This window comes from Microbacterium proteolyticum (assembly GCF_030818075.1).
GTDB classification, from domain to species: domain Bacteria; phylum Actinomycetota; class Actinomycetes; order Actinomycetales; family Microbacteriaceae; genus Microbacterium; species Microbacterium proteolyticum_A.
In genome coordinates, this window is sequence record NZ_JAUSZZ010000001.1 from 2,461,115 (window position 1) to 2,487,476 (window position 26,362).

Below are 26,362 nucleotides of genomic sequence, written 5' to 3' on the forward strand. Positions count from 1 at the left end.
CGCCTCAGGCGGGAACGCCCGCCTTTTCACGAGCGGCGAGCACGCGCGCGTCGCGCTGCGCGACGGGCTTCTCCTTCTCGCGCAGCAGCGCGTACAGGGGAACCGACACGAACAGCGTCGAGTAGGCCGCGACGATGGTGCCGACGAAGATCGACAGTGAGATGTCGCTCAGCGTCCGTGCGCCGAGCGGCACACCGATGAAGAGGATCGCACCGACCGGCAGGATGGCGACGACGGTGGTGTTGATCGAGCGGATCAGCGTCTGGTTGGCGGCGAGGTTCACCGACTCCGCGAACGTGCGGCCCGAGATCTCACCGTCCTCCCGCGTGTTCTCCCTCACCTTGTCGAAGACGACGGTGGTGTCGTAGAGGGCGTACGAGAGGATCGTCAGGAAGCCGATGACGGCAGCCGGGGAGATCTCGAATCCGAACACCGCGTACACGCCGATCGTGATGATCAGCACGTCCACGAGGCCGACGATGGCCGCGACGGACATCTTCCACGTGCGGAAGTACAGCGCGAGGATCAGGAACGTCAGCGCCAGGAAGATCGACAGACCCCACAGCGACTGGCGCGTGACGTCGGCGCCCCACGTGGGACCGATGAACGAGTCGGTGATCTCACTCGAGGGCACATCGTAGGCCGAGGCGAGCGCCGCCGAGACCGCCTGGGTCTCGTCCGGGCCGAGCTGGTCGGTCTGTACACGCACCGCCTGGTCGCTGATGGTCGACACGCGCGTCGTCGCCCCCGGCACGACGGAGGTCACGGCGTCGGTCGCGAGGGACTGATCGAAGGACGCCGGGTTCGACACGGTGAACTGCGAGCCGCCGGTGAATTCGATCGAGAACTGTACGGGCCGGAACAGCGGAACCAGAGCGGCCCCGATCACCAGCACCGCGGCGATGATGAACCACAGGCGGCGGCGCTGGACGAACGGGAAGGAGGTCTTCCCCGAGTAGAGGTCGTTGCCGAGTTGCGTCATGGAGCGCATCAGTCGTCTCCCTCCTTCGTGGGGCGGCTATCGCCGCGCCCGGCGGCCGCGAGTTCCGCCTGCTTGCGTTCCGCGATCGTCTGGCGGCGCTGTGCCTCGCCGCGAGAGCGCTTGACGCGGGCCGCGTCGGCGACCGGCGCACGGAACTGCGCGCGGCCCCGGTACACGGCGCCCAGCGCGTTGGGGTCCATGCCCGAGAGCGGGTGGCCGGAGCCGAAGAACCGCATCCGGGCCAGCAACTGCATCACCGGGTGGGTGAACAGGATGAAGATCAGGATGTCGATGGCGGTCGTCAGGCCGAGCGTGAACGCGAAGCCCTTCACCGTGGCATCCGCGAGGATGTACAGCACGACGGCGGCGAGGATGTTGATCGACTTCGAGATGTAGATCGTGCGCTTCGCGCGCGCCCAGCCGTCCTCGACGGCGGCGGTGATGGACTTGCCGTCACGCAGCTCGTCGCGGATGCGTTCGAAGTAGACGATGAACGAGTCGGCGGTGAAGCCGATCGTCACGATCAGGCCCGCGACACCGGCGAGCGACAGACGGAAGCCGGCGCGCCAGGCGAGGATGCACAGTGCCACGTACGTCAACACGGCCATCACGCCGAGCGACGCGATGATCACCGTGCCGAGCGCTCGGTAGACGATCAACGAGTAGATCGCCACGAGGCCGAGGCCGATGAGTCCGGCGATGAAGCCGACCTGCAGCTGCTGCGAACCGAGCGTGGCCGAGACGGTGTCGGAGCTGACCACCGTGAAGCTCAGCGGCAGGGCGCCGTACTTGAGCTGGTCGGCGAGCGCCTTCGACGACTCCTGCGTGAAGCTGCCGGTGATGCTGGGGCGTCCGTCGAGAATGGTGCCCTGCATGACCGGCGCCGACAGGACCGACCCGTCGAGGACGAAGGCGAACTGGTTGAGGGGCGACTGCAGCGCCACGAGCCGCTGGCTGATGTCGCCGAACGTCTGGGTGCCCTGGTCGTTGAAGACGAGGTTGACGGCCCAGCGACCCGTGTTCTGCTCCTGGCCGTTGGTGGCATCCACGATGTCGGTGCCGTTGAGCTCGACGGGTCCGAGGATGTACTTGCCGCCGTCGTCGATGCCGCACGTGATCATCGGCTGGTCGGCCGGCGCCTGCGCGGGGTTGGACGGCGGATTCGCGCAGTCGTACGCGAGGAACTGCGCCTGCAGTGCCGGCGTGATGTACGCCGCGTCGCTGGCGTTGGTCGGCGACGCCGTCGGTGTCGACGGCAGCGCCGGGTCGGGCGTCGGGTACGGCGTGGAGTTGCCGTCCTCGCCGACGAACGACGTGGCCTGGGCGCCGGTGAACAGCACCGGTCGCAGCTGCAGCTGGGCCGAGCTCTGGATGCGCTGGCGCGTGGCCTCGTCGGCCTGGCCGGGGATCTGCACGACGATGTTGCGGCCGCCCTCGGTCGCGACGTCGGTCTCGCCTACGCCGGAGGCGTCGACGCGCTGGCGGATGATCGTGACGGCCTGCTGCAGCTGCTCGCTGTCGGGGGCGGCGCCGTCGGTGGTCTGAGCCTGCAGGATGATCTGCGTGCCGCCCTGCAGGTCGAGGGCGAGGTCGGGTGACCAGGAACTTGCGTTGAAGACGTACACGCCCAGGGCGTTGATGCCGAAGAGCACGCCGGTGATGGCGAGCAATCCGGTCAGCACGCGCCAGGCATGACGAACAGGGGTCGAGGGCGCCACGGTGTCGGCTTTCTGTGCGGCGGTGAACGAAGAGAGTGTGGGGCGATCAGACCGCGGGGCGGTCCTTGCCGTCGCGCTCCGGGTCGACGGAGTTCTGACGCGCGGCGCGCTCGTCGTCGCTGATCGACGAGATGTCACCGTCGGCGACGCCCGCGACGTACTCGGCTTCGCTCTCTTCGGCCTCGATGAACTCGTCTTCGGTGACGGTCCCTTCGGCCGGATCGACGATGCGCAGCACGGCCTGGCTGTGCACCTTGATGACGATGCCGGGGGCGATCTCGACCAGGGCGGGCTTGTCGAGGTCTTCGCCGTCGTACTCCACGATGGTGCCGTAGAGGCCGCCCTGCAGCAGCACCTCGGCTCCGGGCACGGTCTCGCGGGCCTTCTTCTCCTGTTCGGCCTTCTGCTTCTTCATCCGACGGCGCGAGCTGACGAACATGAAGACGAGCAGACCGGCGAGCAGAATCAGAAGGGGAAAGCTATCCATGGAGGCGGTGCACCTTTCAGATCAGGCGCGCCGTGCGGCACTGCCTAGCGAGGGTCGGGGAATCCCCCGCCGAGTATAGGTCATCCGCCCTGGCTGAACCGGAGCAGGCCGTCGGGGTGGGGTGCGCCGAGGTGGTCGTACGCCTCGGGCGTCGCGACCCGGCCGCGGGGCGTACGGCCCATGAACCCGATGCGCACGAGATACGGCTCGACGACGGATTCGATGGTTTCGGGCTCCTCGCCGACCGCCACGGCGAGGGTGCTGAGTCCCACCGGGCCGCCGCGGAACCGTCGAACAAGGGCATCGAGCACCGCGCGGTCCAGGCGGTCGAGCCCGATCGCATCGACGTCGTACAGGTCGAGCGCTGCGTCGACCGTGCGGACGTCGGCGTCGCCGTCGGCGGTTCCGGTCGACGGGCCGTGCACCACGAGATAGTCGCGCACGCGGCGGAGCAGGCGGTTGGCGATACGGGGCGTGCCACGCGAGCGTCGGGCGATCTCCGACCGGGCGGTGCCCGGCAGGCCGACGTCGAGCATGGATGCCGAGCGCGAGACCACCTGCTCGAGCTCCTCGGGCTCGTAGTACTCGAGGTGCGCCGTGAAGCCGAAGCGGTCACGCAGGGGGTTGGGCAACAGGCCCGCCCGCGTGGTGGCGCCGACGAGGGTGAACGGTGACAGATCGAGCGGGATGCTGGTGGCTCCGGCGCCCTTGCCGACCATGATGTCGATGCGGAAATCCTCCATCGCCAGATAGAGCATCTCTTCGGCCGAGCGGGCCATGCGATGGATCTCGTCGATGAAGAGGACCTCACCGGGGGTGAGCGACGACAGCAGGGCCGCGAGGTCGCCCGCGTGTTGGATGGCGGGGCCACTCGACAGACGCAGGGGTCGCCCGCTCTCGTGGGCGACGATCATGGCGAGCGTCGTCTTGCCGAGCCCCGGCGGCCCCGACAGCAGGATGTGGTCGGGCGAGCGCTGCTGGATCCGCGCTGCGTCGAGCAGGAGTTGAAGCTGGCCGCGCACCTTCTGCTGGCCGACGAATTCGCTCAGCGACGTCGGGCGGAGAGCCCCCTCGATCGCGAGTTCGGTCTCATCGTCGGGCGTGCCCGCATCGCGGACGTCAGCCACCCACGGTCTCCTTCCGTGCGGGACCGAGCAGGGCGAGCGTCAGTCGGAGCAGCGCCTGCACCGACGCACGGTCGGCCTCGGAGGCGTTCTCGGCGACGGATGCCACGGCCTCGGCCGCGGTGCGTTCGGTCCAGCCGAGGCCGACGAGGGCCTGCGTCACCTGCACCGGCACCTGGCCGTGCGCCGCGATGGCGGCGGCGGGTGCGGCGGGGACGACGGCGAGCTTGCCCGCGAGCTGCACGACGATCAGCTTCGCCGTCTTCGGGCCGATGCCCGACACCCGGCGGAACGGGGCGTCGTCGTCGTCGGCCACCGCCTGGGCGATCTGCGGCACCGTGAGCGACGAGAGCACCCCGAGCGCCGACTTCGGGCCGACGCCGGTGACGCTGATCAGGTGGGCGAACACCGTGAGCTCTTCGCGCGTCTCGAAGCCGTACAGCGAGAGCGCGTCCTCGCGCACGATCAGGTTGGTGTGCAGGTGCACGTCGTCGCCGACGTGCACCGTGCGCGCGAGCTGAGCCGTGACGGCGACCGAGAAACCGACGCCGCCGACCACGATCACGAGCGAATCGTCGGCGACGTGGGCCGCGCGCCCCTGCAGCGAAGAGATCATGTGCTCAGTTTACGCTTGCGTTCGTACATGTGTTCGAGCGACACGAGCCTGTGGAGAGCGCCGCTTCTCGGCATCCCGCCACGCGCGCTGCGCGGGCGTCAGCGCGGCAGCGCCAGCGGCGGGAGCCGCTCCCCCGCGCCAGGCGTGACAGAGCGCGATGGCGAGGGCGTCCGCGGCATCCGCCGGCTGGGGCAATGTCTCGAGGCGCAGGACGCGGGCCACCATGGTCTGCACCTGCAGCTTGTCGGCCGACCCGTAGCCGGTGATGGCGGCCTTGACCTCGCTGGGCGTGTGGGTGGCGGCCGGGATCCCGTGCTCGGCGGCGAGCAGCAGTGCGATGCCGCTGGCCTGCGCGGTGCCCATCACCGAGTGGCGGTTGTTCTGCGCGAAGACGCGTTCAACGGCGACGACGGCGGGGTCGTGCTCGCGCAGGATGGAGCGGATGCCGGCGGCGATGGCCGCGAGGCGCTTCTCGATCGGATCGGCCGTCGAGGACCGCACGACACCCACGTGCACGAGCGAGGCCGTGCGATCCGGGGAGACGTCGACCACGCCGATGCCGCAGCGCGTGAGACCCGGGTCGACGCCGAGGACGCGGAGGGAACGAGACACGGCCCCCACGCTATGCGCAGGGGCCGTGCGAGAAGGAAGGGCGCGCCCTTACTCGTCGTTCTCGAGCTCGGCCTGGACCTCGGGGCTGAGGTCGAAGTTCGTGTAGACGTTCTGCACGTCGTCGCTGTCTTCGAGCGCATCGATGAGACGGAACACCTTGCGGGCGGTGTCGGCGTCGACCTCGACCTTGAGCGAGGGGACGAACTCGACGTCGGCCGAGTCGTACTCGATGCCTGCATCCTGCAGCGCGCTGCGCACCGACACCAGGTCGCTCGCCTCGGTGATGACGCCGAAGCCCTCGCCGTGCGGCTCGACTTCTTCGGCGCCGGCCTCGAGCACGGCGAGCATGACGTCGTCTTCGGTCGTTCCCTCGGAGGGGACGACGATGACGCCCTTGCGGCTGAAGTTGTACGCGACGCTGCCCGGATCGGCGAGCGTGCCGCCGTTACGGCTGAGAGCGGTGCGTACTTCGGCCGCGGCGCGGTTCTTGTTGTCGGTCAGACACTCGATGAGGAATGCCACGCCGTTGGGGCCGTAGCCCTCGTACATGATCGAGGCGTACTCGACGGCCTCGCCGCCGATGCCCGCGCCGCGCTTGATGGCGCGGTCGATGTTGTCTTTGGGGACCGAGGTCTTCTTGGCCTTGAGCACGGCGTCGAAGAGCGTCGGGTTGCCCTGGAGGTCCGCTCCACCGAGCTTGGCGGCGACCTCGATGTTCTTGATGAGCTTGGCCCACGACTTGGCGCGGCGGGCGTCGACGACCGCCTTCTTGTGCTTGGTCGTGGCCCATTTGGAGTGTCCGGACATGGGCTCCAGTCTAGAACGCGGGCGCGCTCGCGCCGCGTCGGGCTCGGACGCGGTCGAGGAAGCGCGCGTGGAAACGCGTCTCGCCGGTCGATTCGGGGTGGAAGGCCGTTCCCAGAAGGGAGCCCTGCTCGATCGCGACGACGCGTCCGTCGGCGAGGGATGCCAGGGGTTCGGCATCCGGACCCCACTCCACGACCGCGGGCGCTCGGATGAAGACCGCGTGCACCGGCGGGTCGCCGAGGGCGGGGACGTCGAGGTCGGTCTCGAACGAGGCCGTCTGACTGCCGAACACGTTGCGTGCGACGCGCGCGTCGAGGCCGCCGAAGGTCTGCTGTCCTTCGATGGCGCCGTCGATGCGATCGGCGAGCAGGATGAGTCCGGCGCACGTGCCGTACATCGGCATCCCGGCCGCGATCGCCTCCCGGATGGGCTGCTGCATCCCGAAGGCGCGGGCGAGCTTGTCGATGACACTCGACTCGCCGCCGGGGAGCACGAGGCCCTCCACGGCGGCGAGCTCCTCGGGCCGACGCACGGGTCGCGCGTCGGCTCCGAGGGCGGTCAGTACGGCGAGGTGCTCGCGCACGTCGCCCTGCAGGGCGAGGACGCCGACGCGAGGGGCGTCGGTCACCATCCGCGCTCGGCCAGGCGGTGCGGCGCGGGGAGATCGGCGACGTTGATGCCGACCATGGCCTCGCCGAGGCCGCGCGAGGCCTCCGCCACGATCTTCGGGTCGTCGTGGAAGGTGGTCGCCTTCACGATGGCCGCGGCGCGCTGCGCGGGGTTGCCCGACTTGAAGATGCCCGAGCCGACGAACACGCCGTCGGCGCCGAGCTGCATCATCATGGCGGCGTCGGCAGGCGTCGCCACTCCCCCGGCGGTGAACAGCACGACGGGAAGCGTGCCGGTCTCGGCGATCTCGGCGACGAGCTCGTAGGGCGCCTGCAGTTCTTTGGCGGCGACGTACAGTTCGTCCTTCGTCTTGGCGCGCAGGGCGTTGATCTCGCTCCGGATCGTGCGGATGTGCTTGGTCGCCTCGGAGACGTCGCCGGTGCCGGCCTCGCCCTTGGAGCGGATCATCGCCGCACCCTCGGTGATGCGGCGGAGGGCCTCGCCGAGGTTGGTCGCGCCGCAGACGAAGGGGACGGTGAAGTTCCACTTGTCGATGTGGTTGATGTAGTCGGCGGGCGAGAGCACCTCGGACTCGTCGATGTAGTCGACGCCGAGCTCCTGCAGGACCTGCGCCTCGACGAAGTGACCGATGCGCGCCTTCGCCATGACGGGGATCGACACCGAGGCGATGATGTCGTCGATGAGGTCGGGATCGCTCATGCGCGCGACGCCGCCCTGGGCGCGGATGTCGGCGGGCACCCGCTCGAGCGCCATGACCGCGACGGCGCCGGCGTCCTCGGCGATGCGCGCCTGCTCGGCGGTGACGACGTCCATGATGACGCCGCCCTTGAGCATCTCGGCGAGACCGCGCTTGACGCGGGAGGTTCCGGTGTCGGTCATGTCCACTCCATTCCGCGCTCCACAGCGCGAGTTCCGCGCTTCGGGGCGCGACTTATTGGCTTAGGCCAAACCGTAGCATGACGTAGGACGTAGGCTGTCGGAGACCCAGGGGGGCGTATGACCATCGATCTGACCGGCGCAACGGCATCCGAGATCGCCGCCGACCTGCGCACGCGCATCGAGCGCGGCGAACTCTCCCCCGGCACGCTGTTGCCGTCGGTCCGCGCCGTGGCCGCCGATCTCGGCGTCAATCGCAACACGGTCGTGGCGGCCTATCGCCAGCTCGCACAGGCCGGGCTCGTCGAGGCCCGCGGGCGCGGGGGCACGCGCGTCAGTGATCGGGCGGCCGTCGCGCAGGAGGGCTACACGCCCGACACCGTGCTGCGCGATGTGGGGACCGGCAACCCCGACCCGGCGCTCATCCCCGACCCCACCGCGGCCCTCGCCCGTTCGGCTCGACCGGTGCTGTACGGCGAGCCGGTCATCGACCCGGGGCTCGAGTCGTGGGCGCGGGAGTGGATGGCTGATCAGCTCCCCCGGGACGACGTGCGCATCACGGTCACCAGCGGTGCGAGCGACGCGATCGACAGGCTGCTCGCGCAGGCTCTGCAGCGCGACGACGCGGTGGCGCTGGAGGATCCGTGCTTCCTCTCGGCCCTGCACACCGTGCGCACCGGCGGCTATCGCGCGGTGCCGGTGGCGGTGGATGCCGAGGGCATGACCGTGGACGGGCTCCGCGCCGCGCTCGACGCGGGGGTGCGTGCCGTGATCTGCACACCGCGCGCCCACAACCCGACGGGCGCGAGTCTGAGTGCGGAGCGCGCCCGGGCCCTCCGCGCGGTGCTGGCGGAACATCCGTACGTCCTCGTCATCGAAGACGACCATTTCTCGCTGCTGTCGCGCGCCCCCCTGCACTCGGTGATCGGCGAGGGGCAGCGGCGGTGGGCGCGCATCCGCTCGATGTCGAAGTTCCTCGGGCCCGACACCTGCCTCGCCGTCACGGCATCCGACCCCGACACCGCCGACGGCCTCGCCGTGCGCCTCACGCCGGGCACGACGTGGGTGAGCCACATCCTGCAGCGGATGACGCTGGCGCTCGTCCGCGACGACGATGTCCGGGCCGGGATCGAGCGCGCCGCCGAGCACTACGCCGAGAAGAACGCGCTGTTCGCCGCCGCCCTGACCGAACGGGGACTGCCCACGACCCCCGGCGACGGCCTCAACCTCTGGGTACCCCTGCCGGTGCCCGCGGCATCCGTCCGCGAAGACCTCATGCGTCGCGGCTGGCTCGTGCGCGAGGGCGACCCGTTCTTCCTGTCCGCCGAGCACGCCGGCGCGTTCCTGCGGCTCACGGTGCACGACCTCGACGAGCGGTCGGCCGCGGCTCTCGCCGACGACATCGCCGCCGCCGCGGGCACGCGGCGCAGCGCGTCACGGAGTGGGAGGATCGAGGGATGAAGGTTCTCTCGATCCAGTCGGCCGTGGCCTACGGGCACGTCGGCAACTCCGCCGCCGTCTTCCCCCTCCAGCGCATCGGGGTCGAGGTCCTCCCCGTCTACACGGTCACCTTCTCGAACCACACCGGGTACGGCGCGTGGCGGGGTCCGCTCATCTCCCCCGACGACGTCGCAGCCGTCATCGCCGGGATCGAGGACCGCGGGGTGTTCCCCGAGATCGACGTCGTGCTGTCGGGTTATCAGGGCGGCGAGGGCATCGCCGACGTCATCATCGACGCGGTCGCCCGGGTGAAGAAGGCGAATCCGGATGCCGTCTACGCCTGCGACCCCGTCATGGGCAACGCCAAGTCGGGGTGCTTCGTGGCGCCCGCGATCCCCGTTTTGCTGCGTGAGCGCGTGGTGCCGGTCGCCGACATCCTCACCCCGAACCAGTTCGAGCTCGGCTTCCTCACCGACACCGAACCGGACACCATCGACTCGACGCTGGCATCCGCCGACGCGCTCCGCGCCCGCGGCCCCCGGACGATCCTCGTCACGAGCGTCGAGCGCCCCGACCGCGAGCCCGACACCATCGAGATGATGGTCGTCGACGACGCCGGCGCGTGGATCGTGCAGACCCCGCTCATCCCGATGAAGGCGAACGGCTCGGGCGACGTCACCGCCGCCCTCTTCACGGCGCACTACCGCCGTAGCGGCGGTGACGCCGCCGACGCGCTGGCCCGCACGGCATCCAGTGTGTTCGACCTGCTCAGCAACACGTACGAGGCGGGCTCGCGCGAGCTCCGCCTCATCGAGTCGCAGGAGGCCTACGCCCACCCTCGACTGCAGTTCTCGGTGCGCCAGGTGCGCTGACACGGCGACGCCGGTCCGCCGACCCGCCCGTTCGGGGCGACTCGACGGACCGGCGTCGGTCACGCGGTGTACGAGATCAGAGGCCGTCGTGGTGCATCGCCTGCACCAGTCGCACGTTGCGGTCGAAGTTGGTCTCGTTGTACTCGTTCGAGTAGTTCAGCCCGTAGGGCCAGAAGTGGCTGCCGCCGCAGTTGATCCGAGCTTCGGGGCCGTCCCACGTGCGCAGCAGGGGAAGGGCGGAGGGCCAGTCCTGCGCGTCGCACTTGCCCTGGAAGTGCCCGGCGGTGCCGACACCGACGGTGTGGGACATCTCGTGAAGGGCCGTGCCCTCCTGCATGAAGCCACGGTTCGAGCCGAAGCGGATGTTGCCGTTGATGCTGGCGTCAGCCGTCTGCACCCAGGGCGCGTACTCCACCGTCAGGTGCCGCCACGTGTTGTTGAACGTGTTGTAGCGAGCGACGGCGCGGTTCATCGCGTCGGTGATGCGGGCGTAGGCGTCGGCCTCGTCCTCCGTGGGGTTGGCCGAACGCGAAAGGCTCCAGGTGATCTTCGACACGTTCGGGTCGGTGAGGCGCCACCGCTGCACGCCGGAGTTGTTGCAGGTCTGCTGAGCCAGCAGCACGCCGTCCACGGGTGAGGCGGCGCTGGTGACGCAGAGGTTGTTGTACTTGTTGCGGATCTCGGTCCAGCCGCCGCCGACGTCGGTGAGCTGCCACTGCTGCACGTCGGCGCCGTTGCAGGTCCACTGCCGCACCTCGGATCCGGGGGCGGTGGCGAAGTTGAAGTTGTCGAGGCAGAGGTTGCTGTGCTTGTTCTTGATCTCGGCGTAGCCGTTGCCGAGGTCGGTGATCGCCCACAGCTGGTTCTGGCCCTCGAGGCACGTCCACTGGCGCACCTCCGCGCCGGGCTGGGTGTTGAACGCGTAGTCGTCCATGCAGAGGGTGTTCTGCTGGTTGCGGATCTCCTGGTTGGGTCCGGTTCCGACCGGCGCGGCCGCGCTGGCGGGGGCTGTCGCGCCGAGGGACGTGAGGCCGATGATGACCGCGCCGAGGACCGCGCCGAGCGCCCTCGCCTTCCGGCCGTGCTTCTTCGTGGGGGACGACGTCGTCCGAGCCATGATTGTTCGCCTTCCGAGGTTGGGGACCGCCGCACGGGGGCCCTTCGTGGGGTCACCGCGGACCGGGTGCGGGCGAGGCGTCATCGGTCGCGCGGAGCGCCTTCCCGGCCGATCGCGGCGACCACCGACAACTCCGTCGGCGGACGCGTGATCTGCGGGGGGACGCATGCGAGGCGATCAGTCGGCGGATGTTTACGCTAACATTTCGCTTCCAGGCCATCATTGCGGCAGATGAATGCCGTGTCAAGGATCGTTCTGGATGGCGTCGCGGTGCCTTTCCCGGCGATTTCTCGCTCTTTTCCGCCTTATTCAATGCCGGCGGTCGTCCGACCGATGCGCGAGAACGACAGGGCGACAGGAGCCAGGATGCCGTGGACGCGGTCGCCGCCGTGAGCCGGTCCCGGGGGCCGGCGGTTCGCGGAGGCGTCAGGCGCGCCAGGCGTCGGCCACGGCGCGCCGTACGTCACCGAGCAGCTGCGGCAGCGCCTTCGTCTTGGCGATGATCGGGAAGAAGTTCGCGTCCGACGCCCATCGCGGCACGATGTGCTGATGCAGGTGCGCGTCGACGCCGGCGCCCGCGATCGCCCCCTGGTTCATCCCCAGGTTGAAGCCGTCGCACCGCGAGACCGCGCGGAGGACGCGCATGCCGCGCTGCGTGAGGGCGCCGATCTCGGCGACCTCCTCGTCGGTCGCCTGGTCGTAGGTGGGGATATGGCGGTAGGGACAGACCAGAAGATGCCCGGAGTTGTACGGGAAGAGGTTCAGCAGCACGTACGACGTCTTACCGCGGGCCACGATGAGGCCGTCTTCATCGGACTTGTCGGGCGCGGCGCAGAACGGGCAGTTCTTCTCCATCGGCTCACGGCCCGCCGAGATGTACGCCATGCGGTGCGGCGTCCACAGGCGCTGGAACTCGTCGGGCACGCCCGGAAGCTCCGCGGCGGCGACGAGGGCCTCGTCGCCGGCCGCGGCGGCATCCGGTTCTGTCGTCACGCGAGATCCTCGGCGGTGTTGACGAGGGTGCGAGCCGAGATCGCGCCGGTGATGCGCGCCACCGCCTCGTCGACGGGGATGCCGTTGAGCTGCGTGCCGTCGCGGAAGCGGAACGACACCGTGCCGTTCGACCGGTCCTGCTCGCCCGCGATCAGCATGAGCGGCACCTTCTGCGTGGTGTGCGTGCGGATCTTCTTCTGCATGCGGTCGTCGCTGTGGTCGGCCTCGGCGCGGACGCCCTTGGTCTTGAGGTCGGCGACGATGTCCTGCAGGTAGTCGCCGTATTCGGCGGCCACGGGCACGGCCACGACCTGAACGGGCGCGAGCCACACGGGGAACGCGCCGGCGTAGTGCTCGAGCAGGATCGCGAAGAAGCGCTCGACCGAGCCGAACAGGGCGCGGTGGATCATGACGGGGCGGTGCTTCTCGCCGTCGGGACCGGTGTACTCGAGCTCGAAGCGCTCGGGCTGGTTGAAGTCGAGCTGGATGGTCGACATCTGCCACGTGCGACCGATCGCGTCGCGCGCCTGCACCGAGATCTTCGGGCCGTAGAACGCCGCCCCGCCCGGGTCGGGAACCAGCTCGAGGCCTGATGCTTCGGCGACCTCGCGCAGCGTCTCGGTGGCCTCGACCCAGAGAGCGTCGTCGCCGATGAACTTCGGGTTGCCCTCTTCCTTCGTCGACAGCTCGAGGTAGAAGTCGTTGAGGCCGTAGTCGCGGAGGGTCTGCAGCACGAAGTCGAGGCTGTGCGTCAGCTCGCCTTTCACCTGGTCGGCGGTGACGTAGATGTGCGTGTCGTCCTGCGTCATCCCGCGCACCCGGGTGAGGCCCGAGAGCGTGCCGCTCTTCTCGTAGCGGTAGACCGACCCGAACTCGCTCAGGCGCAGCGGCAGCTCGCGGTAGCTGCGACCGCGCGAGCGGAAGATCAGGTTGTGGAACGGGCAGTTCATGGGCTTCAGGTAGTACTCCTGGCCCTCGCGCGACACGTGCCCGTCGGCATCCACCACCTCGTCGAGCACCATCGGCGGGTACATGCCGTCGGCGTACCACTGCAGGTGGCCGCTCGTCATGAACAGGTCGCCCTTGGTGATGTGCGGAGTGTTGACAACCTCGTAGCCGCTGGCGAGCAGGCGCTCGCGCATGTAGCGCTCGATCTCGTAGCGGATGATGCCGCCCTTGGGGTGGAAGACGCTGAGGCCCGGACCGATCTCGTCGGGGAACGAGAACAGGTCGAGTTCCTTGCCGAGCTTGCGGTGGTCGCGCTTGGCGGCCTCTTCGAGTCGGTGCTGGTAGGCGCGCAGCTCGTCTTTCGTGGGCCACGCGGTGCCGTAGATGCGCTGCAGCTGCGGGTTCTTCTCGCTGCCGCGCCAGTAGGCGCCGGCGATACGGGTGAGGTCCCAGCCGTTGCCGATGAGGCGCGTACCGGGCACGTGGGGTCCGCGGCAGAGGTCTTTCCACGCGGTCTCGCCGTCGCGGGTGACGTTGTCGTAGATCGTGAGCTCGCCGGCGCCGACCTCGACCGACGCGCCCTCGGCGGCCTCGGCCGAGCCGCCCTTGAGGCCGATCAGCTCGAGCTTGAACGGCTCGTCGGCGAGCTCGGCGCGGGCCTCGTCGTCGGTGACGACGCGGCGCACGAACCGCTGGTTCTCGCGGACGATGCGCTCCATCTCCTTCTTGATGACCTTGAGGTCGTCGGGGGTGAAGGGCTCGTCGACTTGGAAGTCGTAGTAGAAGCCGTCGGTGACGGGCGGACCGATGCCGAGGTTGGCCTGCGGCTTGACGCGCTGTACCGCCTGCGCGAGAACGTGCGCCGTGGAGTGGCGCAGGATGCTGAGTCCGTCGGCGCTGTCGATGGTGACGGGCTCGACGGTGTCGTCGGCGGTGACGGTCGTGGCCAGGTCTTTCAGCTCTCCGTTCACGCGCAGCGCGACGACCGAACGGTCGGGGAAGAGGGCGAAGCCATCGGCGGGGAAATCAGTCACAGAACATCTCCTGAAGGGGTCGATTCCAGGCTACCGGGCGGCCGTGGTCCGAACCGCACGCGGCGTGCTCCATAGTGGAGCGGTGACCCTGGCCATCATCGGCGGCGTGCTCTGGATCCTCGGGATCGTCGCGCTGCTCACCGGCGCCCTTCCTGCAAGCGACGCCCTCGCCGTCGCCGACCGCGTGTGGCCCATCCTGCTGTTCGTCGTCGCGGTGACGATCGTGGCCGAGCTGGCCTCGAAAGCGGGCCTGTTCGACGTCGTCGCGGCGTGGCTGGCGAAGCTCGCGCGGGGTCGCACGGCGCTGCTGTGGGTGCTCGTGGTCGCCCTCGCGACGGTCGCGACGGCGTTCTTGTCGCTCGACACCACCGCTGTCCTGCTCACTCCCGTGGTGGTCGCGATGGCCGTCGCCCGCAGGATGGATCCGCTGCCCTTCGCGTTCGTCACCGTGGTGCTCGCGAACACGGCCTCTCTCGTGCTGCCGGTGTCGAACCTGACGAACCTGCTGGCATCCGAGGCTCTCGGAGGCGGTCACGACCCCGTCGCCTTCCTCGCCCTCCTGGGTCCCTCGGCACTCATCGCCATCGCCGTGTCGGTGATCGTGCTGGCGGTGGTTTTCCTAAGGCGCCTGCCGAAGACATACCCGGATGCCGCTGCCCCCACCGTCTCCGACCGGGCGCTGCTGCGCATCTCGGGCGTGGTCACCGTCGCGCTCCTCCCCCTGCTGGTGATCGGACTCGAGCCGTGGATGCCGGCGGTCGCCGCCGCGGCCGTCCTCATCGCGGTGTTCGCCTGGCGCGCGCCGAGAGTGCTCGGTGTGCGGCTCGTGCCGTGGTCGCTTCTGGTCTTCGCGGGCGGGCTGTTCCTCGCCGTCGGCGCGCTGGAGGCGATCGGTATCGGTCAGGTCACGTCGGTGCTGGCCGGAACGGGCGACGACCTGGTGTCGTTGTGGCAGCTCGCCGGTGTGGGAGCACTGGCCGCGAACGGCATCAACAACCTCCCCGCCTACCTGGCTCTCGAGTCGGTGGCGGGTTCGCCGATGAGGCTCGCGGCGCTTCTGATCGGTGTGAACGCGGGGCCGATCGTCACGCCGTGGGCCTCACTCGCGACCTTGCTGTGGCATGACCGCCTCGTCGCCGCGGGAGTCGAGGTGCGGTGGAGCCGGTTCGTCCTGCTGGGCGCGGTGATCGCGCCGCTGATCCTGCTGCTCGGGGTGCTGCCCCTCGTGGGGTGAGTCGCGCGCGTCGTCACTCCTCGCCGGTGTACGCCCGGCGCCGGGACAGCGATCTTCCCGTTCAGGGGTGGGTGTTCGCGGGGGCCTGGTCGTTGGGCACCTCGCGGAACACCATCTCGTCGCGATGCGGGCTCTCGCGTGCAGCCGACTCGTCGGGCTCGGGGATGACGTACAGGCCGCGCCCGGAGTTGGCGTTGTAGGTCAGCGCGTGCAACCAGGCCGGGCTCATCTGGGGTGAACGGCTGCCGTGATATTTGAACACCAAGGACACGTTCGGATGGATGTACACCGTCGTGCGACCACCGCCTGTGCTGATGTCGTCTTTCCACGTGAACGGGAAACTCTCCCCACGGCGCACTTTCGCCATGATGACGGCCTGCAGATGGGCGAGGAGTCTGTCTTCGAAGTCGACCTTGATGTTGCTGTCGTAGATGAATTTGCCCATGACGCCCCCAACGGGTCGCCGCCTCCGTGCGCATCTCCAGGCGAGAAATCGAACGCGGAACTCGGGGGGCGGTGACCGCTGTCTTCCTGTCACGATCCCCCGGTCTGCGCCGGGCTGTACACCCCCTTGCGGTCAATGCGCCCGTGCGGATAAGCGTCACGCGCTGCGAGAGATACGGAGGATGACGCGGTCGCCCGGCTTGCGCTGCAGTCGTCGCACGAGCGCCTCGACGCCCAGGATCACCCGGTACTGCAGTCCGTACTTCCGACGCAGCGCGGCATCCGCCCGGGGGTCGCCGCTGGATGGGCCGGCGACGCGTCCCGCGGCCTCGACGGTGATGGCGTCCGGTTCGACGTCGCCCATACGGCTGCACGGTCGGAGCGTGACGCGACTGTCGTTGCGAAGCCGCTTCACCTTGCCTGTCGCTCGTTCGCTGGTCACCACCAACTCATCGCCGTCGCGTGCGATCCACACGGGCACGGCCACGAGCGCGCCGTTGCGACGGTACGTGCCCAAGGAGACGAACGGCGACGTCGCGATCTCGCGCCACAGCGTGTCGGGAACAGTCATGGCGCTCAGGCTAATGCGCGCGCGACCTCGAGCGAGGGCGTCGGCGCCATGTCTCGGGCTCCGTGAACGATGCCCTCAAGACGCCCGCAAGGAAGACGCAAGAGGTGCCGAAGGCTCGGACAAAGCGCTGTCGGATGGTTCATTCGTGTTCTACGTTCATGGTGTCCCCGCCGCAACGGCATGACCCCACACCCGTTCCAGCAGCGGCGGGGACCATCAGTTCTCCCTCTGCCCCCGGGTGTCCGCTGCCGGCGCAGACCTGCGTACCGCCCTGTTCCTTTCGCGTGGGGCGGCGGACGCGGGAACGCCCTGCAACCGGGCAACGACCATTCATAAGCTCAACATTCTCTGAAGAGCAGAACAAGATCAGGAATTTATGTCCCCCATTTGGTGGACATGAGTTACCGTTTAAGAGTCCCCGCCGCCAGGCACTCCGCAGCCCCCCTTACTGGCGGCGGGGGCGACCGCTCCCTTCGGGTTCGCGCCCGCGATGGTCGAGTGGTGCGGCCCTCTGCGGTGCTGAACTCGCGAGGTCCCCCTCGTGGTCGGCGCTCCGCCGCCCGTCTCGCGACGCGGTCCTCGTCCGTCGGCGTCTGTGTCGGGGTCGGCGTCGGCGTCGGCGTCGGGAGAGCTTTCGCGGGCGCCCGCCGCGTGAGTCTCCGGCGTGGGCGAGCGACCTGATCGCACCGGCGGCGCCAGGTGGCGCCAGGGCGGTCGCGCCGTCCGGATGCCGAGCCGGAGCGATGGCGAAGCCGAATCAGACGCCCCCGGCGAGCAGTATCGCCACGGCCTCGGCGCGGTTCGAGACGCCGAGCTTCCTGTAGATCAATCGGATGTGCGTCTTGAGGGTGTTGACGGAGATGTTCTTCCGGCGGGCGATCTCCGCGGAGGAGTGTCCCTCCGCGAGGAGTGCGGCGATCGCTTGTTGGGCCGGCGTCAGACGGTCGAAGGCCGGTGGCGTGGTGGTGATGCCGCCCGTGAGCCGGAGAATGCGTCCGATCGTGTCGATCAGGTGCGGGTGGGAGGCGGCGATCGTGCCGAGGAGGGCCCTGACCTCGTCGCGCGGCAGCATGATGAACGGGGCGACCGATCCGCCCGTGTTGGCGATCATCGTGAGCACGACCGTCATGGACTGCTCTGCTCGGTGCGGGTCTCGCAGCCGGGCGTGCGCGAGTGCGCGGCGCAGCTTGACCGGAACGAGGGTCCGCATGCAGTGTTCGGGCTCCGCCGAGACGCAGGCCTCAGTCTCGGTGAGCAGTTCGCGTTCGCGGCCGAGGTGCAGCAGCGCGGCGGAGCGTTGCATGTGAAAACAGATGGCGTGTCCGGGGTGGGTGCGCGCGCCGGCCAAGGAGGCGAGAGCGGCCTCGTGCTCACCGCAGGCGACGAGGATGTCGGCACGGATGCACAGGACGAACCCGCGCACCATCCGGTGGCTGCGACGCCGCTCCAGGCCCTCGCAGAGTGCGTTGCCGGCGGCGAAGGCGGCCGAATAGTCGCCCTCGAGCAGACCCTGCATGACGCGTGCCGCGCGAGCGGTGTACGCCCAGTAGCGGTTGTCCGGCTGTGCGCGCTCGAGGGTGGATGCGACGTCGGCGAGGTCGCCCGGGTCCATGCGAGCGGGGGCGAGCAGCGTTCGGGTGAGGAGGGTGAGGTAGTCCGTTTCCTCCTCGGGCCATCGTGAGCGGGAGAACAGCGCGTGGGCCTGACCGAGGTGCGTCTCGGCGCTGACGTACTCGCCGTTGATCGCGTGGGCGAGGCCGGACACGGCATGGGCCCGGTAGCGGAGTGCGTCGTCATCGGCGAACAGCAATGCGTCGGCGCCGAAGTGTGCACCCAGTTCCGGCCAGCCGATGGCGCTGCAGTACTCACCCGCGGCAGCCATGAGGCGCGAGCGAGCGGCTGCCGTGAGTTCGGCGGAGCCGGTCAGTCGCCCGTCGACGAAGTAACGCCCGATGAGGGAGAGCTCGTCGGAGAGCACGTCCTGTCGTGCTCGGGCGACGAGGATCGCCGCGACAGCATCGGCGTCGCCATCGGACCAGCAGGATGGAGCAGGAGGCGGTGCCACCCTGGACAGCAGGGCGAGGTGGTGAGGAGCCGGAACCCCGCGTCCGGGCGACATCCGGGTTGTCGTCGCCACGATGGCCCCACGAACCGCCGCCCGCGCTGATACCGATACTCCCCGCACACGTACGCCCCTTCACAACCGTCCTCGTCGGCGCCACCGACGAACGTCAGCTTCGCCAGGGTGCGGTCGCCTCACGGGCGGCTTGACAGCGGCCGGGATCACGGAGCGCCTTCTGCAGGCGTGACGCTCCCCCACGCCGTCGCACCTCCCCGGCGCGGCTGCGGCTGACGGGGATCGCCGGCGGGCCGGACCTGCGTACGGAGCTCGCTCATCGCCGGCGACGACGCTCGTGACGGGTGGTTTCGCTCCGTGGTGCGTTCGGGCTCGTGCGAGACCGGGCGGCGGGGGCGGTTGCGCCACCGGACGGTTGCTTCCCGCTCGACGATCCGCGCCAGCCCGCTGCCCTCGATCGCGGAAAACGTAAAACCCCCGGCGAACCGGGGGGTTTCATTCGGTGCGCGATACTGGGATCGAACCAGTGACCTCTTCCGTGTCAGGGAAGCGCGCTACCGCTGCGCCAATCGCGCCTATACAGGCTGTTTTATTATGAGGCGAGGTGGCGACGGGATTCGAACCCGTGTAAACGGCTTTGCAGGCCGGTGCCTAGCCGCTCGGCCACGCCACCGTGTGTGGTTCGACCCACGTGTCGTGATACTCCGTCGGTTTCCCTGACGGAGATCCCTCCACTCGAGCGGATGACGAGACTCGAACTCGCGACCCCAACCTTGGCAAGGTTGTGCGCTACCAACTGCGCTACATCCGCATTTCGTTCCCGGGGCTTGCCCCGAGCACTCGTAAGACATTACCCGATTCCCGCGCCCGCGCAAAACGGAGCGCGGCCCGGGTGTGTCTTGCCGTCGTGGTTCGGAGCACCTCTCGGCATCCGGTACGATCGATGAGTCCCCACGGGATACGGGCGATTGGCGCAGTTGGTAGCGCGCTTCCTTCACACGGAAGAGGTCATCAGTTCGAGTCTGGTATCGCCCACCAGTAAGGCCCCCGGTCATCCCGGGGGCCTTCGTCGTTCCCGTCGATGGTCAGGCGTCGGCGAGCTCCGGCGGCCACACCACGGCGAAACGTTCGAAGACGATCTCGTCGTGTTCTTCGGACCACTCGCGGCCCATCGCCGCGCAGACGCGCGTCCAGTACCGGGCGTGCTCCCTCCGCCAGCTCTCGAGGGTGCGGTCGTCCTCCCCCTCGTCGGAGGCGAAACCCGCCTCGGCGCTCGCGAACGAGCCGAGGCGCAGCTCCGTCGTCCGCAGGACGACCCGCGGCACGCCCCGGCCGTCGCACGCGATCCAGTGCGATCCGATCCGGAGCAGTTGCTCGTCGTTCTCGACGTACTCCACGACGAGCGACGACGTGGCTCGCTTCTCGCCGGCGATGACGTGCGCCAGCAACTCGTCGGCGAGGCGCTCCGAGTCGCCGAAGTGCTCGACGCTGTATTCGGGGCACGCGGCCACCGCGGCGGGATATGCGGCGGCGTACTCGTGCCACATCTCCCGGGCGGCCCCGGTGTCGATCGAGATGGCCGGACCGGTCACGATCGCTGCCAGCCGTAGCGCGCCGCGAGGGCGGCGGCCACCATGTCGAAACGCTTCCGGTCGAGCGCTGCGGCCTCACGGCGCATGCCGTCGTCGTGCACGAGGTAGATCTGCTCCACGTCCACCCAGGAGGGCCTGCTCTGGGGGTCCCACTCCCCTGGCCCGAGGGCGAGGTACTGCCGGTCGCCGTCGTGCGGCTTGCTCGTCAAGCGCACGGCGTATGAGCGGGTGGCATCCGCTCGTCCGATCACGAGCACGGGGCGGTCCTTTCCGCGGCCGTCGCGCTCTTCGTAGGGAACCCAGGTCCAGACGATCTCTCCGCCGTCGGGGGCGTTGTCGCGCTCGGGCGCGAACGTGAGCCTGAGTTGCCGGGGCGGGGCGATCTCCACCGTCTCGACGCTCACAGGGAGCGCGGAGCCCCCGGAGTCGCGCGCAGATGAGCCGGGGGACGCCCGCGGCTCACGGAAGGCTGGACGCGGCGTGGGGCGACGACTGGCGGGCCGTATGCCCGGATCACCGGCGCGCCGCCCGGTGGACAGTGACGATCGGACGACGCCGAGCAGCGTCGAGACGATGCGAGATGCGGTTCCCATACCGACACCCTAGGGACCCCGATGCGTACTCCGGAGAGACCGCGCCCCGCGCGTCTCGCCGCCGCCGAACGGGCAGTCGGGCCGGGAACGACGAATGGGGCGCCACCGACGAATCGGTGACGCCCCGTTCGGGGTGTCGCGGTGTCAGCCGCGGGTGTCGGAGAGCACGTAGCCCTCTTCCCCGTGGACGACGGTGTCGATCCCGGCGATCTCGTCCTCGTTCTTGACGCGGAAGCCGATCGTCTTGTCGACCGCGAAGCCGATGATGAAGGCGAGCACGAACGAGTAGATCATCACGGCGAAGGCGGCGATCGCCTGCACCAGGAGCTGCGTGAGTGAACCGCTGTAGATCAGGCCCGTGCCGTTGGCGAAGATGCCGAGGTACAGGGTTCCGATCAGACCACCGACGAGGTGGATGCCGACCACGTCGAGCGAGTCGTCGAAGCCGAGCTTGAACTTCAGCTCGATCGCCAGGGCGCAGACGGCACCGGCGACGAGGCCGAGCACGATGGCCCAGAACGGCGTCAGCGACGCGCACGCCGGGGTGATGGCGACGAGACCGGCGACGGCACCCGAGGCGGCGCCGACCGACGTGGGCTTGCCGTCCTTGATCTTCTCGACGATCAGCCACGCGAGCAGAGCCGCGGCGGGAGCGGCGATGGTGTTGACGAAGGCGAGAGCGGCGGTGCCGTCAGCGGCGAGCTCGGAGCCCGCGTTGAAGCCGAACCAGCCGAACCACAGCAGGCCCGCGCCGAGGAGCACGAAGGGCGGGTTGTGGGGGACGTGCGCGCCCTTCTGGAAGCCGACGCGCTTACCGAGCACGAGCGCCAGGGCGAGGGCCGCGGCACCGGCGTTGATGTGGACGGCGGTCCCACCGGCGAAGTCGATCGCGCCGACGCCGAAGACGTCCTGCATACCGTGCGTGATCCAGCCGCCGTAGGCGAACGAGGCGTCTTCGGCGAGGCCGAAGTTGAAGACCCAGCTGGCGACCGGGAAGTAGACGACCGTGGCCCAGATGGCGGCGAAGACCATCCACGCGCCGAACTTGGCGCGGTCGGCGATGGCGCCCGAGACCAGGGCGACGGTGATGATGGCGAACGTGGCCTGGAAGGCGACGAAGGCGAGCGGCGGATACGCGGCGCCCTCGGGCGTCTCGAGGGCGGCGGCCAAGCCGAAGTTGGAGGGGTCGATGGTCCAGGGCACCTGGGTGGTGCCCTCAGCCGTGGCGGGGAAGGCGATCGAGTAGCCGTAGAGCACCCAGAGCACGCCCATGAGGCCCATCGCACCGAAGCTCATCATCATCATGCTGATGACGCTCTTGGCCTTGACGAGTCCGCCGTAGAAGAATGCGAGTCCTGGCGTCATGAGCAGCACGAGGGCGGCTGCTATCAGGATGAATGCGGTGTTGCCTTGATCCATCTCGGAGGGAACCTCTCTGCAGGGACGCAGGTGTAGCGTCGGGTTCTCTCAGTGTTCCGACACCCGGTTACCGTGGCCGTTCGCCGTGTGTTTCCGGCAGGTTACAGAGACCTCACCACGGTAAACATCGCGTTTCCGACGCCTGAGTGCCGCCGGTGGATCAGGAGTGCGTGAGAGCCACCATGCGCGACACCGCGCGCAGATACTTCTTACGGTAGCCGCCCGCGAGCATCTCGTCGCTGAAGACGCTGCTCAGCGGAGAGCCGGTCGCGCGGATCGGGATCTGCGCGTCGTAGGCGCGGTCGACGAAGGCGACGAGTCGCAGGGCCGCCGACTGATCGTGCAGGACCTGCACGTCGCGCAGCCCGATCGTGGTCACGCCGTCGATGAGGCGGATGAAGCGCGAGGGGTGCACGCGTGCCAGATGGCCCACGAGACCGGAGAAGGTGTCGTCGGATGCCACTCCTCGGGTGGAGGCGGCATCCATCTCGCTCGTGTATTCGTCGGCCCCGAGGACGCGGGCGGCGCCGTCGATGGCGCGCTGGCGATAGTCGGTGCCGTCGATGCGGATGGTGCGGAAGCTGTCGGCCATCGACTGGATCTCCCGCAGGAAGTCCTGGGCGGCGAAGCGTCCCTCACCGAGGGCGTTGGGCGGGGTGTTCGAGGTCGCGGCGAGTCGGGTTCCGGATGCCACGAGCTCCCCCAGCAGGCGCGTCATGACCATCGTGTCGCCCGGGTCGTCGAGTTCGAACTCGTCGATGCACAGCAGGTCGGAGCCGCGGAACAGCTCGACCGCCTTGGCGTAACCGAGCACGCCGACCAGAGCGGTGTACTCGATGAACGAGCCGAAGTACTTCCGGCGGGCGGGCATGGCGTGGTAGATCGATGCGAGCAGGTGCGTCTTGCCGACGCCGAAACCGCCGTCGAGGTAGACGCCGGGCTTCACGGGTGGAGTCTTCTCGGCCCGGCGGAAGAACCCGCCCTTCTTGGCCGGTGCGCTCTGCGTGCCCGCGAAGGCCTGCAGCAGCTCCTTGGCCTCCTGCTGAGAGGGGTAGGCGGCATCCGCTCGATAGGTCTCGAACGTCGCCCCGTCGAACTGCGGCGGGGGCACCAGGGCACTGACCATCTCGGCACCGGTGACCGCCGGCTCGCGCTCGGTGAGGTGGATGAGCCCAGTCGTTGCGGGAGTCGAGGTCATGGCCGTCCTGTGTCCAAGTCTTACGGGAGGGTGCGTGCCCCGACGTGGCGGATCTAGGGTCGAAGGTGCGGTGACCAGCCTATGCCGCCGCATCCGTAGCACCGACCGAGGAGACACCGTGACCGTCGAGTTCGACACCACCTCGCCCAAGTTCGCCGCGTACGCCGAGCCCGGTCGGCTCGTCTCCGGCGACTGGCTGCAGGAGCGCCTCGGTCAGCCCGGCCTCGTCGTCGTCGAGTCCGACGAAGACGTGCTGCTGTACGAGACCGGCCACATCCCCGGCGCGGTCAAGGTCGACTGGCACACCGAGCTGAACGACCCGGTCGTGCGCGACTACGTCGACGGCGCGGGCTTCGCGAAGTTGTTGAGCAGCAAGGGGATCTCGCGCGACGACACGGTCGTGATCTACGGCGACAAGAACAACTGGTGGGCCGCCTACGCGCTGTGGGTGTTCTCGCTCTTCGGCCACGAAGACGTGCGCCTGCTCGACGGAGGCCGCGACAAGTGGATCGCCGAGGGGCGACCGGTGACCACCGACAAGGCCGATGTCGAGCCCACCGACTACCCGGTCGTCGAGCGAAACGACTCGCTGCTGCGCGCCTACAAGGAAGACGTGCTCGCCCATCTCGGCAACCCGCTCATCGACGTGCGCTCCCCCGAGGAGTACTCGGGCGAGCGCACCACGGCCCCGGCCTACCCCGAGGAGGGGGCGCTGCGCGCCGGCCACATCCCCAGCGCGCAGAGTGTTCCCTGGGGCAAGGCCGTCGCCGAGGACGGCGGATTCAAGTCGCGCGAAGAACTGGATGCCATCTACCGCGACGGTGCGGGACTGGCCGACGGCGACAAGATCGTGGCGTACTGCCGCATCGGCGAGCGCTCGAGCCACACGTGGTTCGTGCTCAAGCACCTGCTCGGATTCGACGACGTGCGTAACTACGACGGCTCCTGGACCGAGTGGGGCAGTGCGGTGCGCGTTCCGATCGTCTCGGGTTCGGAGCCGGGCGAGGTGCCCGCGCGCTGACCACGCCGGTCGCCGGTCGCCGGGTCGCGACGACTGCGGCGCGCAGCTGCCGCCCCATCGAGGCGTTGCGCACGCAGCGCCGTCGTCGGGCGCAGAGCCGACGCGGCCCGGGCGTGGGAGGATGACGGGGATGTCCGACAACGCCCTCCCCGCCCGCCTCGCCGAGATCCGCGATGAGTTCCTGGAACTCGACGAGCCCGATCGCCTGCAGCTGCTCCTGGAGTTCTCGCACGAGCTGCCCGCGGTGCCGGCGGAGTACGCCGACCACCCCGAGATGTGCGAGCGCGTCGCCGAGTGCCAATCGCCCGTGTACATCATCGTCACCGTCGACGACGAGGACCGTGTCGCGATGCACGCCACCGCGCCGGCCGAGGCGCCGACGACACGCGGGTTCGCCAGCATCCTCGCGCAGGGTCTGACGGGTCTCACCGCGGACGAGATGCTCGCCGTACCCGACGACTTCCCGCAGAGCATCGGTCTCACCCGTGCGGTCAGCCCGCTGCGGATCGCGGGCATGACGGGGATGCTGATGCGGGCCAAGCGCCAGGTGCGCGCGAAGCGCGCCGCCTGACAAGGCCGCCGGCGTCCCGAGGTGCCGATGCCCGAAAGCGCCGGGTGGGCGGCATCCGGTCTCCGGATCGTGCCGGCGATGACGGGGGGCCGGCCGCCGGATCAGTCGGCTGCGAGGCCTCGTGCGCGCATCCACTCCGAGATCGCGCCGACCCACCGGGTCTCGTCGTAGTTCCAGAGTTTCGTGTGGCGGGCGACCTCGAACGTCTCCATCGTCACCAGGTCGGGACGGGCGGCGGCGAGAGCGTGCGATGCGTCGGAGGGGACGAACCCGTCGTCGTCGCTGTGCAGCAGCAGGATCGGGTGCCCGAGCTCCTGTGCGCGGGAGACGGCGTCGAGACGGTCGAGCGGAATCGCCTCCCCGCTGCCCAGGACCGCGGCTCCCCATGCGGATCCGAGCGCGTTCTGCGCGACGGCGATGACCGGCGCGGGCAGACGCATCAGGTGTCCGTGGAAGCGCAGGACGGTGCGCCAGTCCACGACGGGTGATTCGAGGACGAGTCCCGCGATGACGTCGCCGTGCGGCGACTCGAGGGCCGCCTGGAGGGCCAGCGCCCCGCCCATCGACCAGCCCATGAGGATGACGCGACGGGCGCCCCGGCGGCGCGCGTAGCCGATGGCGGCGTCGACGTCGCGCCACTCGGTCGCGCCGAGCGCATACGTGCCGGAGGGGCTCTTCGGTGCCTCGCCGTCGTTGCGGTAGGACACGACCAGGCTCGTGACGCCCAGGTCGTGAAACACGGGCACCGCCCGCAGCGTCTCGGCCTTGGTGGTGCCTCGGCCGTGCACCTGGATCACCCAGACGTCGGTGTCATCGGCGGCAGGGAATTCCCACGCGGGGCACGCGCCCACACCGGTGGCGATCTCGATGGCGCGGAACGGGCGGTGCACCTGTTCGGGGCGGTCGAAATACCACCCGCTGAACGCCGCCTCCGCCGCCAGGTCGCTGTCGGCGGGGACGTGGGTGAGGAGTTTGCGGGTCACGGTCTCGTCGTCGCTGCCGACGATCGAGCCGAGGCGCACGTAGTCGACGGAGCCGACGGTGAAGAGGCCGTAGCGGCCGGGCAGCACCGTGTCGGGCGTGCGCGAGAGGGTGATGGTCTGAGCCGCGGCATCCACCCCGACGATCCGGGTGTCGGGCACGCGCCCTGCCGGCCGGACGACGGTGCGCGCGACGCGCAGTGAGACGGCGCCGAGCGCGGCCGAGGAGGCGGCGAGAGCGAGTCCGAGAGCGGAGAGGGTGACACGGATGCCGGTGGCGCGGCGCTGCGTTGCGTGCGCACTCGCGGCGCGCCTGGGACCGTTCATCGAGGCCTCACTCTAGTCTGTGGCCGTGAGTGACCAGCGCCCGGCGGAGGCCGCCAGCCCCTTCGCGCGAGCTGCCGAA

General features: G+C 69.4%; 25 protein-coding genes and 4 tRNA genes. 6 read left to right on the top strand and 23 right to left on the bottom strand.

Annotated elements, in window-relative coordinates; translation table 11 throughout:
- Window positions 1-4 precede the first annotated feature (4 nt).
- The 9 genes from secF to pdxS form a co-directional block, all read right to left on the bottom strand.
- Window positions 5-991, bottom strand: coding sequence for a protein translocase subunit SecF (secF, locus tag QE392_RS11355; protein ID WP_307451747.1), 987 nt, complete (start codon window positions 989-991; stop codon window positions 5-7).
- Window positions 991-2,700 carry a protein translocase subunit SecD gene (gene secD / locus QE392_RS11360; protein ID WP_307451749.1) on the bottom strand — a complete coding sequence of 570 codons (1,710 nt, stop codon included), beginning with the start codon at window positions 2,698-2,700 and terminating at the stop codon, window positions 991-993. Before secD ends, secF begins: the two co-directional genes overlap by 1 nt.
- Before the next feature lie 46 nt (window positions 2,701-2,746).
- A complete protein-coding gene (locus tag QE392_RS11365) occupies window positions 2,747-3,187 on the bottom strand; it encodes a preprotein translocase subunit YajC (protein WP_307451751.1) in 441 nt (146 codons plus the stop codon).
- A gap of 80 nt (window positions 3,188-3,267) precedes the next feature.
- Complete coding sequence (ruvB, locus tag QE392_RS11370; protein ID WP_307451753.1) at window positions 3,268-4,314, bottom strand: Holliday junction branch migration DNA helicase RuvB; 1,047 nt, start codon at window positions 4,312-4,314, stop codon at window positions 3,268-3,270.
- Entirely contained in the window at window positions 4,307-4,927 is a 621-nt protein-coding gene (ruvA, locus tag QE392_RS11375) for a Holliday junction branch migration protein RuvA (RefSeq protein ID WP_307451755.1), read from the bottom strand. Before ruvA ends, ruvB begins: the two co-directional genes overlap by 8 nt.
- A gap of 9 nt (window positions 4,928-4,936) precedes the next feature.
- Window positions 4,937-5,539: a crossover junction endodeoxyribonuclease RuvC gene (gene ruvC, locus QE392_RS11380; RefSeq protein WP_307451757.1), complete on the bottom strand. Its 603-nt coding sequence runs from the start codon at window positions 5,537-5,539 to the stop codon at window positions 4,937-4,939.
- A gap of 48 nt (window positions 5,540-5,587) precedes the next feature.
- Window positions 5,588-6,346 (bottom strand): YebC/PmpR family DNA-binding transcriptional regulator, encoded by a 759-nt coding sequence (locus QE392_RS11385; RefSeq protein WP_307451759.1) that lies wholly within the window; start codon window positions 6,344-6,346, stop codon window positions 5,588-5,590.
- Between the two features lie 10 nt (window positions 6,347-6,356).
- Complete coding sequence (gene pdxT / locus QE392_RS11390) at window positions 6,357-6,977, bottom strand: pyridoxal 5'-phosphate synthase glutaminase subunit PdxT (protein WP_307451762.1); 621 nt, start codon at window positions 6,975-6,977, stop codon at window positions 6,357-6,359.
- Window positions 6,971-7,855, bottom strand: a complete 885-nt coding sequence (gene pdxS, locus QE392_RS11395; protein WP_307451764.1) for a pyridoxal 5'-phosphate synthase lyase subunit PdxS — start codon at window positions 7,853-7,855, stop codon at window positions 6,971-6,973. Before pdxS ends, pdxT begins: the two co-directional genes overlap by 7 nt.
- A 117-nt stretch (window positions 7,856-7,972) precedes the next feature.
- Between pdxS and QE392_RS11400 the strand changes: the two genes are divergently transcribed.
- Window positions 7,973-9,313, top strand: coding sequence for an aminotransferase class I/II-fold pyridoxal phosphate-dependent enzyme (locus QE392_RS11400; protein WP_307451767.1), 1,341 nt, complete (start codon window positions 7,973-7,975; stop codon window positions 9,311-9,313).
- Entirely contained in the window at window positions 9,310-10,164 is an 855-nt protein-coding gene (gene pdxY, locus QE392_RS11405; protein WP_307451769.1) for a pyridoxal kinase PdxY, read from the top strand. The genes QE392_RS11400 and pdxY overlap by 4 nt, the downstream gene beginning before the upstream one ends.
- A gap of 76 nt (window positions 10,165-10,240) precedes the next feature.
- Here the strand turns inward: pdxY and QE392_RS11410 are convergent, their stop codons facing one another.
- The 3 genes from QE392_RS11410 to thrS form a co-directional block, all read right to left on the bottom strand.
- A complete protein-coding gene (locus tag QE392_RS11410; protein ID WP_307451771.1) occupies window positions 10,241-11,281 on the bottom strand; it encodes an RICIN domain-containing protein in 1,041 nt (346 codons plus the stop codon).
- Window positions 11,282-11,707: 426 nt separating this feature from the next.
- Window positions 11,708-12,274 (bottom strand): HIT family protein, encoded by a 567-nt coding sequence (locus QE392_RS11415; protein ID WP_307451773.1) that lies wholly within the window; start codon window positions 12,272-12,274, stop codon window positions 11,708-11,710.
- Window positions 12,271-14,256, bottom strand: a complete 1,986-nt coding sequence (gene thrS, locus QE392_RS11420; RefSeq protein ID WP_307451775.1) for a threonine--tRNA ligase — start codon at window positions 14,254-14,256, stop codon at window positions 12,271-12,273. The genes QE392_RS11415 and thrS overlap by 4 nt, the downstream gene beginning before the upstream one ends.
- A gap of 82 nt (window positions 14,257-14,338) precedes the next feature.
- Between thrS and QE392_RS11425 the strand changes: the two genes are divergently transcribed.
- Window positions 14,339-15,490 (top strand): SLC13 family permease, encoded by a 1,152-nt coding sequence (locus QE392_RS11425; RefSeq protein ID WP_307451776.1) that lies wholly within the window; start codon window positions 14,339-14,341, stop codon window positions 15,488-15,490.
- Window positions 15,491-15,551: 61 nt separating this feature from the next.
- Here QE392_RS11425 and QE392_RS11430 read toward each other — a convergent pair whose 3' ends face one another.
- The 6 genes from QE392_RS11430 to QE392_RS11455 all read right to left on the bottom strand — a co-directional run bounded on the left by QE392_RS11430 (window position 15,552) and on the right by QE392_RS11455 (window position 19,393).
- A complete protein-coding gene (locus QE392_RS11430) occupies window positions 15,552-15,935 on the bottom strand; it encodes a DUF7882 family protein (RefSeq protein ID WP_307451778.1) in 384 nt (127 codons plus the stop codon).
- Window positions 15,936-16,091: 156 nt separating this feature from the next.
- The gene (locus QE392_RS11435) at window positions 16,092-16,505 is read right to left on the bottom strand and encodes a PPOX class F420-dependent oxidoreductase (RefSeq protein WP_307451780.1); all 414 of its coding nucleotides are present in this window, start codon (window positions 16,503-16,505) and stop codon (window positions 16,092-16,094) included.
- A 757-nt stretch (window positions 16,506-17,262) separates the two neighbouring features.
- A complete protein-coding gene (locus QE392_RS11440; protein ID WP_307451782.1) occupies window positions 17,263-18,483 on the bottom strand; it encodes a helix-turn-helix transcriptional regulator in 1,221 nt (406 codons plus the stop codon).
- Window positions 18,484-19,085: 602 nt separating this feature from the next.
- A tRNA-Val gene (locus tag QE392_RS11445) sits at window positions 19,086-19,157 on the bottom strand.
- A 27-nt stretch (window positions 19,158-19,184) separates the two neighbouring features.
- Window positions 19,185-19,255: transfer RNA gene (locus QE392_RS11450), tRNA-Cys, on the bottom strand.
- A 65-nt stretch (window positions 19,256-19,320) separates the two neighbouring features.
- Window positions 19,321-19,393: transfer RNA gene (locus QE392_RS11455), tRNA-Gly, on the bottom strand.
- A 151-nt stretch (window positions 19,394-19,544) separates the two neighbouring features.
- On the opposite strand from QE392_RS11455, the gene QE392_RS11460 reads away from it, so the two are divergent.
- A tRNA-Val gene (locus tag QE392_RS11460) sits at window positions 19,545-19,620 on the top strand.
- Window positions 19,621-19,667: 47 nt separating this feature from the next.
- Here QE392_RS11460 and QE392_RS11465 read toward each other — a convergent pair.
- The 4 genes from QE392_RS11465 to zapE form a co-directional block, all read right to left on the bottom strand.
- Window positions 19,668-20,129, bottom strand: coding sequence for an ASCH domain-containing protein (locus tag QE392_RS11465; RefSeq protein WP_307454127.1), 462 nt, complete (start codon window positions 20,127-20,129; stop codon window positions 19,668-19,670).
- A gap of 41 nt (window positions 20,130-20,170) precedes the next feature.
- Complete coding sequence (locus QE392_RS11470; protein WP_307451784.1) at window positions 20,171-20,578, bottom strand: type II toxin-antitoxin system PemK/MazF family toxin; 408 nt, start codon at window positions 20,576-20,578, stop codon at window positions 20,171-20,173.
- Between the two features lie 333 nt (window positions 20,579-20,911).
- A complete protein-coding gene (locus QE392_RS11475) occupies window positions 20,912-22,186 on the bottom strand; it encodes an ammonium transporter (RefSeq protein WP_307451786.1) in 1,275 nt (424 codons plus the stop codon).
- 160 nt (window positions 22,187-22,346) lie between these two features.
- Window positions 22,347-23,384 (bottom strand): cell division protein ZapE, encoded by a 1,038-nt coding sequence (zapE, locus tag QE392_RS11480; RefSeq protein WP_307451788.1) that lies wholly within the window; start codon window positions 23,382-23,384, stop codon window positions 22,347-22,349.
- Between the two features lie 118 nt (window positions 23,385-23,502).
- Here zapE and QE392_RS11485 point away from each other — a divergent pair, with 118 nt between their 5' ends.
- The gene (locus QE392_RS11485) at window positions 23,503-24,405 is read left to right on the top strand and encodes a sulfurtransferase (RefSeq protein ID WP_307451791.1); all 903 of its coding nucleotides are present in this window, start codon (window positions 23,503-23,505) and stop codon (window positions 24,403-24,405) included.
- Between the two features lie 130 nt (window positions 24,406-24,535).
- Window positions 24,536-24,976 (top strand): SufE family protein, encoded by a 441-nt coding sequence (locus QE392_RS11490; RefSeq protein ID WP_307451795.1) that lies wholly within the window; start codon window positions 24,536-24,538, stop codon window positions 24,974-24,976.
- Between the two features lie 101 nt (window positions 24,977-25,077).
- On the opposite strand, the gene QE392_RS11495 is transcribed toward QE392_RS11490, so the two are convergent.
- Window positions 25,078-26,283: an alpha/beta hydrolase family protein gene (locus QE392_RS11495; RefSeq protein ID WP_307451797.1), complete on the bottom strand. Its 1,206-nt coding sequence runs from the start codon at window positions 26,281-26,283 to the stop codon at window positions 25,078-25,080.
- Between the last annotated feature and the right edge of the window lie 79 nt (window positions 26,284-26,362).